This is a genomic window from Bacteroides sp. D55t1_190419_B8 (assembly GCF_015558905.1).
Lineage (GTDB): Bacteria > Bacteroidota > Bacteroidia > Bacteroidales > Bacteroidaceae > Bacteroides > Bacteroides vicugnae.
Genome location: NZ_JADMOU010000002.1, coordinates 72,512 through 88,109, shown reverse-complemented (window position 1 = coordinate 88,109; position 15,598 = coordinate 72,512). Strand labels below are relative to the sequence as shown.

Here is a 15,598-nt window from a genome sequence, read left to right as displayed (position 1 = left end):
TCCAAGCATCTTTGAAACAGCCTTAATTATAGATTATATATTCTCAATAGTTTATAATCCCAGTTCAGCCGAAATCTCCAACATCCGCTGAATCGGCTTCACTGCTTTCTTCGCTACTTCCGGATCTACCGTTATTTCCGGTGCTTCATTCTTCAAACACTCATAGAGCTTCTCTAACGTATTCAACCGCATGAAGCTACACTCGTTACATCCGCACGTACTATCGTTCGGAGGAGCAGGAATAAACGTTGTCTGCGGACACTTCTTTTGCATCTCATGCAAGATACCCGATTCGGTAGCCACAATATACGTGTTTTCCGGGTGGTTCACGGCATACTTCAACAAAGCAGCTGTAGCTCCTACCACATCAGCCAGTTTCAAAACTGTGCTCTTACATTCGGGATGTGCCAGCACTAATGCTTCGGGATGCTGCGTCTTCAATTCCACAATCTTTTCAACAGAGAACTGTTCATGCACATGACAGGCACCGTCCCAAAGCAACATATTCCGGTTCGTAACTGAGTTGATATAATTCCCCAGATTCCTATCTGGGCCAAAGATTATTTTCTCATCTTTTGGGAAACTTTCCACGATCTGCTTCGCATTGGTGGAAGTCACCACCACATCAGTCACCGCTTTCACCGCAGCTGTTGTATTGACATAAGAAATAACGGTGTATCCCGGATGCTCTTTGACAAACTGCGCAAACTGATCCGCCGGACAACTGTCCGCCAACGAACAACCTGCCGCCATGTCGGGCACCAGCACTTTCTTGTCCGGACAAAGCACTTTTGCCGTTTCCCCCATAAAGTGGACGCCACACATCACAATAATGTCCGCTTCCGTTTTGGCTGCCCATTGAGCCAATGCCAAACTGTCGCCAACATAATCAGCGATGTCTTGTATTTCCCCCTTCTGGTAGTAGTGTCCCAGAATGATTGCATTCTTTTCTTTCTTTAGCTCGTTAATAGCCTTTATGAGTTCATTCATAATAATATTCTTATTTCTTTCCTTTTAAAAAAAATCCTTTGTTAGTGATGATAGCCTGTTAATAATGTTAGCAAATAAATATGATTTTTCTTGCCAGATAAGTTATTAGTCCATACTTCTGTTTTATGAGTTGGTTATGAACTGATGTAAAGGACAAGATATTCTATCCTACTTACTTCATTATCAATGAAAGCATCGTTAAATACCATCAAATGGAAGTTTGCTATTAACTCCCTGTTGATAAAGTGCAAAGTTAAAAACTTTATGGATATAAACAGGCAGATAAGTGCTGAAAAATATGTTTATGTCTGTGTAGAAAGTTTTGGGTTAGTTTTTTGGAATGTTCATAACGAAGGCCTCTTATACCTTCTTTTGAATAATGCAAGAATTATTTTTCAAAATCTTTGCCGATAGTTTTGACAGGTTTTAAACCGTTATCAACACCTTGTTAACTGAAAAGAATTACCTTTGTGGACAAGAACATAATAAAAGAAAAGACGTATGCGTAAACTGAAAATAACAGAACTGAACCGTATCAGTGCCGAAGAGTTTAAACAAGTTGAAAAACTGCCTCTGGTAGTAGTGCTGGACGATATTCGTAGTTTGCACAATATAGGTTCTGTGTTCCGTACTTCGGATGCTTTCCGTATTGAATGTATCTATCTGTGTGGTATAACAGCTACCCCGCCACACCCTGAAATGCATAAGACTGCATTGGGTGCGGAGTTCACTGTTGATTGGAAGTATGTTAATAACGCTGTTGATGCTGTTGATAACCTCAAAAACAAAGGGTATATCGTTTATTCTGTAGAACAGGTGGAAGGAAGCATCATGCTTGATGAACTTCAGCTGGATAAAACCAAGAAGTACGCTATCGTAATGGGAAACGAAGTGAAAGGGGTACAGCAGGAGGTTATTAACCATTCGGATGGCTGTATAGAGATTCCTCAATATGGTACAAAACATTCGTTGAATGTTTCCGTAACTACCGGTATTGTAATCTGGGATTTATTCAAAAAGCTACGCTAGCAGCTTAAAACTCCATTGGTTAATAAAAGGTTGATAACTGGTGGATAATGTAGTTAATTTATTTATAATCAATAGATCTATAATTGTTCATAAGTGTAGAATCCAAGTGATGTAATGATGCTCTTTGCAGGATATATAGATGCTGTTTACAGAGGATATATATCCTGCGTATTGGACATATATGCGCTGCACATTGGATCTATAGTTCCTGCAAGTAGCATCTATAGCTCTTGTATATTGTTTATGTACGTCCTGTAAAAGCGGAATAAATATTGGTCAATCGAGTATAAGGAAGGTTATACCCCGACTTTACTAACTCCGGTTAATAAAGTCGGTTAATAAGTATTGAATGTGTAATTCAAATCTGTTTGTTCTTCACTATCAACACTAACACAACACGTTTTATTAGTTTGTCTTTACTTGCCAATTATATCAAGTTGTTTTATTTCACAGGTTCTATTTTTATGAAAAGTACACCATGTGAAGGTACGTCAGATTGGTATTTATTTATATAAACTCCTTTATCCTTTTGCTCCCAAAGATTACGCACTTTCTGTTTACCTTGAATATTCAGTTGATCCCAGAAAATAGATATGTCCTGTTTATTATCGGATAGATTGAATAATCCGACTGCTATGGAACCATCTTTTAATGGTTTACTCCATACTTCAATTTCTTTATTATTATCAGCATATACTCTGCTACCTTGTATACCGGCAATATCTTGGTTAATGGCTATTACTTCTCTGTTACTTAATAGATTCATTGTAAAATCATCCATCTGTTCCAGATCGCATCCTATCAGTAAAGGCGCCGCTAGAATACTCCATAAAGTGATATGGGTATATTGTTCATCAGGAGATAAATGTGTAGAATGTATATTTTTTCCCCAGCCAACCTTTCCTACAATGAGCATATCCGGGTCATTCCAACTGCCTGGTTTGGCAAATGGTTGCCACTTATCCTGAAGGAAACCTATGGTAGTCATACTACACCAGGAATCATAAATATCTCCTGTTGTCCGCCAGGCATTTGTTAGATTGCTCCAGTCTTCTGCCAGTTCAAATGGGGCAGCATTGGAGATGCTATATAGAATATCTCTTCCCGATTGGCGTAAAAGATATGATAGTTCTGCTGTATGGGCTATATCATTAGTTACCCAGTCGTACTTAATATAATCGAATCCCCATTCTGCCCATTGCTTTACGTCATTTTTAGCAAATGAAAATTCTCCATATCTGCGGCTTGAATTGACAACTTTACCATTACGTGTATCAGCACTGCTGCCAATGTATCCGGCAAAAGTTTGTACCCACGGAGAAGAATATATTCCTATTTTGAGACCTTTACTATGTACATAATCAACAAGACCTTTCATATCAGGAAATTTATCGTTCGGCATTATTGCATTGTATTTTCCTCCACGTACGCCTTGCCATCCATCATCGATATTTATATAAGCATATCCATAATTGACGAGTCCCAGTTCTACCATGCGGTCGGCCATCCTTCTTATTTTCTTGTCATCAATGTCTGCTCCGAAAATGTTCCAGCTATTCCAGCCCATAGGAGGAGTCAGACTTATCTTTTCCCCGATTTCAAGAGTTAAGTCTTTAGTAGTTTCTCCATATTGATTTTTAGCGGAGATATGAACAGTATAGGTTCCCGGATTTATCGCTTTTCCTGTAATAATGCCGGTATTGCTATCGATGGATAATCCTTCGGGTAAATTAGTTGCAGTTATATTTAGTGGTCTTTCTCCTGAAACAGGTACTGTAAACAGAAATGGATTTCCCGGGCGGGCACCATATATATAAGGAGCATTAATCATAGGCTGCCTTGCCACAGCAGGAGTTAGGATGTATTCCTGTTCACGTTCTTTTTTTACCGAAACAGGATCGGCACCTTTCACTTCAAACCTGGCATTTACCCAGTTGGTGCGATCTCCGGCTATTCCATCTCCTGCATGATCGACACGTAAGATTAGAGATTTTATACCCTTAACAGAAATATCTATTTGTTTTGCTTTTTCTCCTGCATGCATGATTCCACTTCGCCAGATGATTTTGCCATCTCCTAAAATTATAAATTCGGCACTGGCTTGTTTTAATTCGTGTTCGGGTGCGGAATCATCTATCCCTGCAGATGCCTTGAAGGAGACTGTTTTGCCGTCAAGTTTTATGCGGAATACGCTTGCGGCATGTGTACCTACACCCCGGTCAAATTTTTCTCCGGCGATAGAAAGTGGTGTTTTCCACATTGATTGATTGGCTATTGCTTTACCTGCAGATTGATCGACGTTAGAGAGATCTAATTCATCTAACCATACTATACGGGGAGCAGTTGTAAAGCTCGAAAGCAGTATGATTAATAATGCGGAGAAGTATTTTTTCATTGTATTTGAAATTAGTATTAAATAAATTCTTTACTGCAAAAGTATAGGATAGGATTGATGAAGTTGAATAAAAAAGAGAATAAAATGAAAACAAAATCCGGACAAAACGCAAATAAACCACTTTATGCTTGACAATTACTAGATTTTATTTGTATTTTCACAGCGGATTTTTATTTCTAAATAATTAGTTCGTGTTTAATTTTAATATAAATGATGGACGAATATAAGGATAAAAGGTACATAAAGGAAATAATAAAAGAATATAATATTTTATTAGAGTCGTGGGGTTCTTCGGAGTCCTGGGACTTAAATCAATTTAAAACACTGGAAAATATGATCTTCGAAACAACGAAGATCGATGTAAATGCTAATACACTTAAACGATTTTTTCAGCAGAAGACAGGCAATCCACAGTTGGCGACAAAAGATGCTTTATGTCGTTTCTTAGGTTATTCGGGGTATACCGACTTTGTAATGAAGAAAACGAAGAAAGAAGAGGCTATCAGTATCCAGACGGAAGACGTTGTTGAAGAAACAAAGGAGCATACAGATGACACAGAAAAAAATGTAAATAGTTCCCAGCTGGATAACACGTCGAATAAAGTGACAAAAGATCCGGAAGAGGTATCGAATCGTATCTATAAGAAAAATAAATGGTATGTAAATTTTACTGCTATACTATTATTGGCAATAGTCGGATATATGTTGTATACATATAAATTAAAGGATATGTATGTGGAATATCTGATTTCAAAAATAGAATTTACCACTTCACAAGTAAAAGGAATATGTCCGCTTACAGTCACATTCTCCTATCATATACCAGCTTCATTATTTGAAGATATCACTGTTGTATATGAAGAAGCTAATGGGGATGTATCCGAAAGAAAACTAAATGAAAATATAGATAAGATAAATGCCACCTATATATATGAAGGTGAAGCATTCTGTCATCTGAAGTATAAAGATAGAATTATAAAGACCATTCCGGTGGAGTGCCGCAAGACGGGGTGGTCGGTTTTCGTCCGTGAGGAAAGAAAGAAAATATTTCGAGTTTTTCCGATGGAGCAGGCTTACAATGATTCGGGATATGTAAGTTTGCCAATAGAAAATGTCCCACAAGAAGCGCATACTAACCACATGTTTGTCAGTTATGTGTTTTATAAAGAAAAGTTGATAGACGGAGATAATTTCATATACGAGGCACGCGTTCGCAATTCAAAAAAGGAGAATGCTGTTCCTTGCTCGGATATTATCATGTATATACATTCGGATACAGCTATGCATGGCTTTGCTATGAATGAAAACGGATATGCTTATATAAAATTTATCAGTGGAGAAAATACAATTAAGGGAGATGAGTACAACTTAAGCCGGTTTAATTTTAACTCTTCCGAATGGCATGTCATGACTATCAAAGTAGTGAATAAGAAAACTACCTTCTACGTAGATGGAGAAGAAGTGTTAGGAATGGATTATAATGAACCTTTGGGATATGCCAATGAACTTACGTTAAGATTTAAGGGATGCGGAGCTGTAGATTATGTGAAAGTCTACAATCTTGATGGTAAGGTTGTATATGAAGAAAACTTCGATTCAGATAAAAGAAAATAATACTCTCTTTTCTTACAACCATCTTATACATAGATGGTTGTCTTGTTTTGTTCATATTTTGTTCCTGTTTTGTTTTACCTTTTTCTCTCTTTTCTTAGCCTTTTGTTTGCATGGTTGCGGATGATTTGGGATAGATTTGCAATTGTTATCATTGTCCTGTTGGGCGCGTTAACTAAATCTATATAATCTGAAATGATCCGATGAAAAAGAAGAAATGGATATGCTTGTTATTATCTGCATTGTTGGGGGTAGGCACTGCTTTTCCTCAACAGAGCAAAGAATCACCTGTAGAAAAAGTAAAGAAGATTGGTGATAAATTGATTAGAGAAACTCCCTTTGCTTACAAGCTGGGACTTGCTTCTCGTAGTACTTCTTTCAACACGTTAAACTTTGTGGATTTCGGGCGTACCTTCGGTTTGGGACAAGAAGCTGTGGCCTATGCCTATACACAGCTATCGTTTCCCCGAGATACCACCATACGTGTAGAAACAGAGCATAACGATGCCTGTAAAATCTGGTGTAACGGACAACTGGTTTATGAAAATAAAGGGAAGCGGGATATTAAGATAAACCGCGGAGAACGAAGTATGCAGATGACTTCTTCATTCTTGCTTCCGTTGAAAAGTGGTAATAACAATGTGTTGATAAAGTCGGCCACTTTCGGCAAAGAATGGTGTGTGTTCTTACAACCGCCAAGTGATAATGATGCCGTTTTATCCACTGTCCGGAGTTATCCTCAAATAGGCTTAACCAATTTGAATAATGTTGATAAACAAGTGTCCAACCTTACCAACTGGCTCATTATCGGACCTTTTCAGGGTGGCATTGACGTAGTGCATGAACCGGAACAGGAATTCAAGTTTGGATATATGTATAAAGGACTTCATTGTCCGGTGACTTGGACAATTCCTAAAATAGAAGTACTCGGAGAAATGATAGATCCCGAAGTTTGGGGAACTACTTACCAATGGAATTACCATAATGGAGGTGTTGCCTGGGCCATGCAGCAACTTGGTGAACTGACCGGAGCAGATAAATATACCAAATGGGCAACTGACTTCTGCGACTATCAAATGGAAGGCATGCCATTTGTTGACTATCAAGTCAACAATTTGCGGGCATATAATTCAGCCAATGCGATGGTAATTAATTCCACATTACTTGATTTTACATTAGCTCCCTCACTTCCCATTCTATACCGTTTACGTACAGATAAGGATTTTAAGAATAGAAACATTTATCAGGCATACATTGATAAAATGACAAACTATGCACGTTTCGGGCAAATCAGAAGTGAAGGAATGACCAATTATACCCGTGATACTCCGGAAAAATATACAGTGTGGGTAGATGATATGTTTATGGGTATTCCTTTCTTGATACAAGCTGGATTGTATAGCAATTCACCGGAGTTGCGAAAGATATTCTTCGATGATGCAGCCAATCAGATTATAGATTTTACGAAACATGTATGGAACAAAGACACTCGTCTTTATATGCATGCTAATTATACATCACGCCCCGACATTAAACTACCTCATTGGTCACGTGCCAATGGATGGGCTATTTGGGCTATGTCTGACGTATTGATGGCATTGCCTAAGAGTCATCCCAAATACAAAGCAATACTCAAGCAATATCAGACTTTTGTCTATTCTCTGATAAAATATCAGAGTCCTGACGGATTCTGGCATAATGTAATCGATCGTAGCGATTCTCCCAAAGAAGTTTCGGGTACGGCCATATTTACAATGGGTATAGCACGCGGTATCAGGTATGGCTGGCTGGATAAGAAAAAATTCATACCAATTGCATTGAAAGGATGGGATGCAGTGGCATCCGAGATCGAAGACGATGGAACGGTACATAAAATCTGTATAGGAACCATGTGTACTGAAGATGTAAACTATTATATGAACCGTCCATTTTTCGATGATGATACACATGGATCGTTTGCCGTCATATTTGCAGGTATAGAAGTCCAGCGAATGATGGATGAATACGCCAAATAACTGATGTAAAAAAATAGATATCCAAATATAATATTATGAAAAAGATACTTGTACTAATGGCTTTGTCTTTCATGCTTGTCTCGACATTGGCAGCACAGATGAAAGACCCCCAAGACTGGGTAGGCTACGAAGAAATAATGGGTGTAAAAAATGGACTAAGATTTTATGATTTCGATGTAAATCTGATAGAATCGTCTGCTCCTGCTAATGTTTTTTGGCCGGAGGATGATATCCGGCTCAAGTTTCAGTTGATTAATAACACATCACAATCAATAGATATAGATGCGAAAGTACATATCTTTCGCTATGGAACGAAAGGAATCCCTAATGATATTTGGTTGCCCCAGATGATTAAGCTTGATTATGAGAAAGTGATTCCTGTTCACCTATCAATCTCGCCGAATGGCTATGTCAATACGTCTGTATCGGTAGACGATATTAAGGATTTTGGAGGATATGCCGTTGTGTTTGATCTTGGAAAGTACGGGCGTCGATTGGGTACAAGTTTTGTCTATAGCATGAAGCCGTCATTAGTGAAAATGCAATATCCCAAACAATCTTTGGATTATTTGGGAGTAGATTTTTTGAATAGAGTAGGTGTTCAGTCCATTCGCTACGGTATTCCTTTCGTATCGACTAATAGTTCGGATTATCAAGGATTCCGACAAGAGTTGAAGAGATTGATGAAAGATTTCATGGATAACAATATCACTGTTATGCTGATGTTTGGTGAGGGACGTATGGCACAGTCCATGCCTTTGGGTACTACCAGGCCGCATTTGGATGAGAATGGAAAATTTCTTCATACGAAGCAGGATTTGGTATGGCTTCCCGAATTGGATGAAGACTTTAAGAAATTCGTAAAAGAATTATGTCTTGATTTTGGCTGGCCCAAAGGACCGGTAACGGCTGTCTGTTTGTGGAACGAACCGTGGGAAGGAACTTCCATATCCGGTTGGCAGGCTGATATGATAAGATATAAAGAGATATATACGAAAATGGCTGAAGCGGTGCTTGAAGCCCGGAAGAAAAACATAGATGTTCTTGTGGGAGGAGGCGACTCTAATTCGAATGCGTTGGATAAGTTTTTTGCTGATGGAACAATGGATATGTTGCCAATCTTTGATTTTCTCTCCATTCACTATCAAGGTATGGAGGCACCGGTATTATATCCCGAGTGGAATAAGCGTAAGGATAACAAGGGGCGTGTGAAAATATGGGATACCGAAAGTTGGGTAGGAAATACCGACGACCGTGTGGGGCTTGTTATTGCAGCCAACCGTTCCGCCGGATATGACAGATCGATGGGTATATTTGGAGGTTATATGTATTCCGGGGATCCGAACCGGTCAGTGCGTAGTATGGAGGTTCGTACCGAAAAAGGAAAGGAGACAATGCCTAAACTCCACAATACATGGTCTGCGGCAGCTGCTGTGGGAGCAGCACAAAGTATGATCGGAGAAAGAGAGTTTGACAGGCTTCTTTTTAAAAATGGGTTGCCTTGGGTAATGATCTTTGATGGGTATGAAAATAAGAAAGACGACGGAACAATTGTGATTACCGGAGATTTGGGTGAAGCATTCGGTGCAGAGAATATCCTTTTCAGAAATGTGCGTAGCCTAAGCGAAGCGAGAAAAAAAATCGACTTGCATCATAAATTGAAAACATTACCTGCAAATAGTGCTGAACGTAAAAAGATAGAAAATGAACTGAATACCTACTATCCCATCACTGACGGGAAAATGATATTGAAAGCCAATCCCTCCTTCCTGCTTTATGATTTCTATGGAAATGTCATTGCTCCTAAAAATGGAATCTACGAAATCCCTCTTAATTATCAGGGATATTATATGCGTGTAAATGGTGAGAAGGGAGCTTTTGACAAACTTGTTTCTGCCATTAGTAAGGCAGACATCGTGGGGTATGAACCTATAGAAATAATTGCGAAAGACTTTACAGCTCCCATTGCCAGCAAACCGGAAATGGAACTTCAACTGACCAATATCCTCAATCGTCCGGTGAAAGGTGTATTGTCTGTTTCTATTGGTAATCTGGATATATCTTATCCGCAGAATGTATCGTTTAAGCCTAATGAGACAAAAATAATCAGAGTGAAAGTGGCAAATGGAACTGCCAGTGTAGACAATAACTATCCGCTTGAAGTTCATTTCGATGCCGGAAAAGATGGATTCGCCGTACATTGGGAAAATATGCATGTCAATTACATTGCAAAAAAAACAATGAAGATAGATGGTAATCTGAATGACTGGCAAAATATGATCTCACAAACGATAGAAGGTTCTTCCAAGGCCAGCATTTCTTTGACGGAAGCTGCATGGTATCCATATCAAAAGTTTGATAGTAATGCGGAAGGATTGGCACATACCTACCTGGCTTACGATGATGACTATTTTTATTTTGCAGCAAAAGTTGCGGACAAAACTCCCAATAAGGGAACATTGAGATTTGAGACTCGCAATGATGATGATTATTTCTATCCTGACACAGCTTATATGCAGACCATATATGCCATGCATTCTACCATAGTGACACAGCCTGCGGCAGAATCCGATCCAAAAGCATTGCAATTGCCTTCGGCAAAAGGGCGCATGATGAATTATATGGAAAATACATCTACTACTCTGTCGATGGGTATGGATATTCATTTGCCAAAAGATAAATATGTCCGCACTTCTCTTTATTTCCCAAGTATAAATCAGAATGGGCTATCTGTTACTGTTTATGACAAAGAAAGTGGCAAAGAATTACTTTCTACCAAGATAGACAAGCTATGGAATGGTACTTATCTGACATTGGATTTATGTGGTAATGTGCGCATACGTTGTTCATCTTATGGTTGGTGGTACACAACGAAATTATCAGGTATCTTTTTTGATTCATCAGACAATGTTGTTAACTCGGGTAATACCGGTGCTTCAGCAAAACTTGTAAACCGTGATTTTGATACTGTCGGAAACTGGATTGGTAAATACGGGCAATTAGGATATTATCTGATTGGTGCAGATTCTTCTTTGCCTCAAGATGTTACTTGCAATGTTGTTTCTCAAGATGATTTGGTTCCTTTGGTATGGCCGGAACAGGTACGTCGTTTCACTTACCGTAAACGCCCGACATTACCGGATGGCACCAATGGGATAGCAACGGATAATATACTTATTGCTTTCAATGTAATTCCAATCGGCGAAGATGGTATGGAAGCTGAAACGAAAGGCACCATGCCGCGTTACATCGGTTATAAATGCACAGATTATGAATACGCCTTGAATACTGTTGCTCCCGAATATGGCGGTGGTTTTGAAATATGGAGAATGCTTGTTCCGGGCATGCCGCGAAAACACTTCTATCCTCGCCAACCCAAATCTCCATTTGACGGGGCTGTAAAAGATGGAAAATTGATTACCACACGTGAAGGTAATACATTGTATTATGAATGTGCCATTCCATGGTCCGAAATACCCGATGTGAAAAAAGCCATTGATAAAGGCGATAAAATTAAATTCTCTGCCCGAATCAATGATGATGGCGCCGGGGCTGCTTGTATGGAAATAGCACGCGGACGAAGTGTTTCGAAGAAAAACTCCAGAGCATTCCATCCGGACTGGAAAGAGCATTGGGCAAACGAGGTTGAGTTTGGAGTAGAGAAATAAAGGCTATCGGAATGATAATTATTGAAAGTGATAGAATGAAAATGAAAAAACAACTAATAATCATATTTCTATTATGTCTGGCTGCTAAAGGGATTTCACAAATACCTTTTGATGGCAGTGATAGCTATGCTACGCCACCCATAGGATTCGGGCAAAGTGAATTTGAAAACCCTTTAATCAACAGTATTAACAGGGAACCATATGGTGCAACATCTATTTCATTTCCTACTGAAACAGAAGCGTTACAAGTAAAACGCTCTTCGTCCTCCCGGTATCAGTCATTGAATGGAACATGGAAATTCAAGTTTATTACAGATTGGGACAATCTTCCGTCTGATTTTATGAAAGTAGAGGCAAATGATGATTCCTGGGACAATATACCTGTTCCGTCTACCTGGGAAATGAAAGGATATGGTGATCAGGTTTATTGTGGACAAGGCTATGAATTTCGTCCTGTCAATCCTCCGTTTGTACCACGTAAAGATAATCATATAGCATTGTACCGGAAGACGTTTGAAGTACCTGCATCATGGGAGGGACAGAATGTATTGATTCATTTTGCCGGAGTCAGAGGGGCTTTCTATTTATATGTCAATGGGAAAAAAGTCGGTTATAATGAAGATGGCGGCACTCTGCCTGCAGTATTCGACATGACTCCTTTTCTGAAAAGAGGAAAGAATCAATTGGCAGTTCAGGTGTTGAGATGGAGTGATGGTTCCTATCTTGAAGATCAGGATCATTGGCGCTTTCACGGCATCACCCGGGATGTTTATATTGAATCACGCCCTGATGTTTTCATACAGGATTTTGCTGTAATTACAGACTTGGACAAGGATTATAAAGACGCAAAACTGCGAATACGCCCTGTCATATCCAGCAAGAAAACAGTAGATGTTTCGGACTGGGTGCTTGAAGCCAGATTATATACTAAAGAAGGTAATCCTGCTCTCGGAGTAGATATGTCAATGCCGGTCAAGACGATTACGACCGAAAAGTATCAACAGAATTTTTCATTGGCAAAATATCTGGAAACAAATGTAAAGGCTCCTTTATTATGGTCATCCGAAATGCCTAACTTATATATCATAGTCCTGACATTAAAGGATAATAAAGGCAACGTAGTAGAATCAAGAAGTTCCCGTATCGGTTTTCGCAAAGTTGAATTCAAGAACAACCATGAACTGTGCGTGAATGGAAAACGTGAATACATCTATGGAGTAAACAGGCACGATCATGACGCTTGGGAAGGAAAAACCGTTCCTTATGAAAGAATGGTACAGGATGTGACTTTAATGAAACAGTTCGGTTTTAACTCTGTAAGAACTTCCCACTATCCTGCAGATCCGGCATTCTATGATTTATGCGATGAATATGGCATTTATGTGATGGATGAAGCTAATGTGGAAACGTGTGGCGCAGATGCTGAACTTTCAAATAATGAGTTATGGCTTTTTGCTCAAATGGAACGTGTTGCCGGAATGGTAAAAAGAGATAAGAACCATCCGTCTATTATTTTCTGGTCGTTGGGGAACGAATCGGGTGTTGGAGCAAACAATGCCGCACGAGCCTCGTGGGTCAAAGATTACGATCCTACCCGCCTTGTACATTTCGAGGCCTATATGCATAATGGAGGTTCAAGGCAATATGGTTATGGCATCGATTTTATGAAGACCAACCGTCCGGCGGTGAATCCTCCGGAACCTCCGGCTGTAGATGTTGTCAGTACCATGTATCCGTCTGTAGAAGGGATTATAAAGCTTGCTACTCAAGAAGGTGAAACACGTCCGGTATTGATGTGCGAATATGCTCACGCTAAGGGTAATGCATTGGGTAATCATCAGGAATATTGGAATGCAGTGAAAAAATATCCACGCCTGATAGGTGGCTATATCTGGGATTGGGTGGATCAAAGTGTAATTAGAAAAGACGATGTAACAGGCAAAGAATATTTCTCTTCCCTCAACGGCACTAATGGGCTTGTTTTTGCAGACCGGAAAATAAAGCCGGCTATTAATGAATGTAAGAAGATCTATCAGCATATCCGTTTTGATTATAGTAACGGAGAGCTGACTATCAAAAATGAATATAATTATCTGCCGCTTTCCGCATTTAATTTTTCATGGAAATTAATGCTAAATGGTGAATTGATAAAAAATGGCGAATTGACCGATATTGAGGCTTTTCCGGGCACTTCTGCCAGAGTGAAAATAGATACCGGGTATCCTGATTCCGGACAGAAAGGGGAAGTCATACTCGAAATCAGTGCTTATTTAAAAAAGGGTACTATTTGGGCACCTAAGGGATTTGAAATCGCATGGGAGCAATTCACCTTGCAAGAAGGAAAGGTAAATCCTACGGTGGAAGGAAACACTGGGAATGGCGGAAAGCTGACTGTACAGAAGAAAGCGAATGAAATAGGTATTTATAATGATCGTATAAATATTGTGTTCAACAAGAAAACGGGGCTCATTCAAAATTGGATCGTAGGTGGTAAGGAATTTTTGGAGAGAGGTCCTCGAATCAATCTGTGGCGGGCTCCGACCCATAATGATGGCGGTTACCGTCCTAAAACAGAGAATGAAATTTCTCGTCAATGGGTAGAAGCCGGACTGGATAGTTTGCAACATAAATTGAAATCGTTTAAGCTGACTGAAGAAAAGAATGGTACAGTCAGTGTGGCAACAACATTTATTGCACAAAAAACGGGAAATAAGTCGTATGTGGAATATATCACTAAATATATTGTTGATTCTTCCGGAAAAGTACAGATAGATACTGATCTGAAGCCATTTGGCAATATAATCAGCTTCCCCTGTATAGGCTATACTATGACTGTAAAGTCTGGCAATGATACTTTTTCATGGTATGGCTACGGACCGTATGATACATATAACGACAGACATTCGGGAGCTCGTTTGGGTAAATTCTCCGGAACTGTAGATGAACAGTTTACGCATCATGCGTATCCTCAAGAGAATGGAAACAAATATCATTGTTCATGGGTTTCATTGACCGACAATGAGGGGATTGGACTTATTGCTGAAGGTATGCCATTTATTGAATCCAGCGTAATGCATTACTCCCTTGAAAACCTGTCTGAAGCTATAGATGAGAGCCAATTAAAGCGTACTGACAACGTCACGTGGAATATCGATTATAAAACATATCCGATTGGTAATAGGAGTTGCGGACCTCCCCCACTCGAACAATATGTACTTTTTGCAGAACCTGTGTCTTTTAGCTTTTGTATTTATCCGGTTCTTAATCAAAAGGCTGTCCAATAAGCTTTTAAATTTATAAAAGGGTCGTCCGAAAAGTCTTGATCTAATGAATCACCTTTGCTACAGCATATCGTAGCAAAGGTGATTTCTTTTTTCAGGAACTTTCAATCCTCTCGTCAGAATAAGGTGTAGCATTGGTCATTTAGAATTCAGTGATGAAAATGGCCAACTGTACACGGTCCTGAAAGTATATTTGTATAATAAATGGAATAGTGTGTATGTATCATAAATTTATCGTTTATATATATAGTACACGGTTGTTTGTTTCTTACGATATTTATTTTATTGAAATATCTTTATTGTTTATGCATAAACAGCTTTATCGTTTCTAATAGATTTTTGAAGAGTTTATTAGAAACGTTGTTTGAGTTTATTAAAAACTATATGGAAGATTTTATCGGCATTTATATTGAATTTATGTAACAAGAAAGGCTGCAGAATTCATAGAATTTCGCAGCCTTAGCTATTGACAGGATTTCTGTCCACTGTATTTTTATATAATTACTTAGTTTATTTGTTTCAATTTATTTGTTTTTAAATCCATACTTTATTCGTCTTTTTTGATTGATGATCTATATTCTTGTTCTACAAATATACAACATAAAAAGA

Annotated in this window: 7 protein-coding genes; 5 read left to right on the top strand and 2 right to left on the bottom strand. The window is 38.9% G+C overall.

Annotated elements, in window-relative coordinates; all coding sequences use genetic code 11:
• Window positions 1-51: 51 nt before the first annotated feature.
• Window positions 52-990, bottom strand: a complete 939-nt coding sequence (nadA, locus tag I2I13_RS02795; protein WP_195648695.1) for a quinolinate synthase NadA — start codon at window positions 988-990, stop codon at window positions 52-54.
• A gap of 501 nt (window positions 991-1,491) precedes the next feature.
• On the opposite strand from nadA, the gene I2I13_RS02790 reads away from it, so the two are divergent.
• Window positions 1,492-2,019, top strand: a complete 528-nt coding sequence (locus I2I13_RS02790) for an RNA methyltransferase (protein ID WP_115483856.1) — start codon at window positions 1,492-1,494, stop codon at window positions 2,017-2,019.
• Between the two features lie 442 nt (window positions 2,020-2,461).
• Here the strand turns inward: I2I13_RS02790 and I2I13_RS02785 are convergent, their stop codons facing one another.
• Window positions 2,462-4,414: an NPCBM/NEW2 domain-containing protein gene (locus I2I13_RS02785; RefSeq protein ID WP_195648694.1), complete on the bottom strand. Its 1,953-nt coding sequence runs from the start codon at window positions 4,412-4,414 to the stop codon at window positions 2,462-2,464.
• A 333-nt stretch (window positions 4,415-4,747) separates the two neighbouring features.
• Here I2I13_RS02785 and I2I13_RS02780 point away from each other — a divergent pair, with 333 nt between their 5' ends.
• The 4 genes from I2I13_RS02780 (at window position 4,748) to I2I13_RS02765 (ending at window position 14,992) form a co-directional block, all read left to right on the top strand.
• Complete coding sequence (locus I2I13_RS02780) at window positions 4,748-6,028, top strand: hypothetical protein (RefSeq protein WP_229128554.1); 1,281 nt, start codon at window positions 4,748-4,750, stop codon at window positions 6,026-6,028.
• Window positions 6,029-6,228: 200 nt separating this feature from the next.
• Window positions 6,229-8,040 carry a glycoside hydrolase family 105 protein gene (locus I2I13_RS02775; RefSeq protein ID WP_195648692.1) on the top strand — a complete coding sequence of 604 codons (1,812 nt, stop codon included), beginning with the start codon at window positions 6,229-6,231 and terminating at the stop codon, window positions 8,038-8,040.
• Window positions 8,041-8,075: 35 nt separating this feature from the next.
• The gene (locus tag I2I13_RS02770) at window positions 8,076-11,708 is read left to right on the top strand and encodes a hypothetical protein (RefSeq protein ID WP_195648691.1); all 3,633 of its coding nucleotides are present in this window, start codon (window positions 8,076-8,078) and stop codon (window positions 11,706-11,708) included.
• A 35-nt stretch (window positions 11,709-11,743) separates the two neighbouring features.
• Complete coding sequence (locus tag I2I13_RS02765) at window positions 11,744-14,992, top strand: glycoside hydrolase family 2 TIM barrel-domain containing protein (RefSeq protein WP_195648690.1); 3,249 nt, start codon at window positions 11,744-11,746, stop codon at window positions 14,990-14,992.
• Window positions 14,993-15,598 lie beyond the last annotated feature (606 nt).

Coding starts and splice junctions, on each gene's coding strand:
- nadA (WP_195648695.1), bottom strand. CDS start 990: ATGAATGAACTCATAAAGGCTATTAACGAGCTAAAGAAAGAAAAGAAT.
- I2I13_RS02790 (WP_115483856.1), top strand. CDS start 1,492: ATGCGTAAACTGAAAATAACAGAACTGAACCGTATCAGTGCCGAAGAG.
- I2I13_RS02785 (WP_195648694.1), bottom strand. CDS start 4,414: ATGAAAAAATACTTCTCCGCATTATTAATCATACTGCTTTCGAGCTTT.
- I2I13_RS02780 (WP_229128554.1), top strand. CDS start 4,748: ATGATCTTCGAAACAACGAAGATCGATGTAAATGCTAATACACTTAAA.
- I2I13_RS02775 (WP_195648692.1), top strand. CDS start 6,229: ATGAAAAAGAAGAAATGGATATGCTTGTTATTATCTGCATTGTTGGGG.
- I2I13_RS02770 (WP_195648691.1), top strand. CDS start 8,076: ATGAAAAAGATACTTGTACTAATGGCTTTGTCTTTCATGCTTGTCTCG.
- I2I13_RS02765 (WP_195648690.1), top strand. CDS start 11,744: ATGAAAATGAAAAAACAACTAATAATCATATTTCTATTATGTCTGGCT.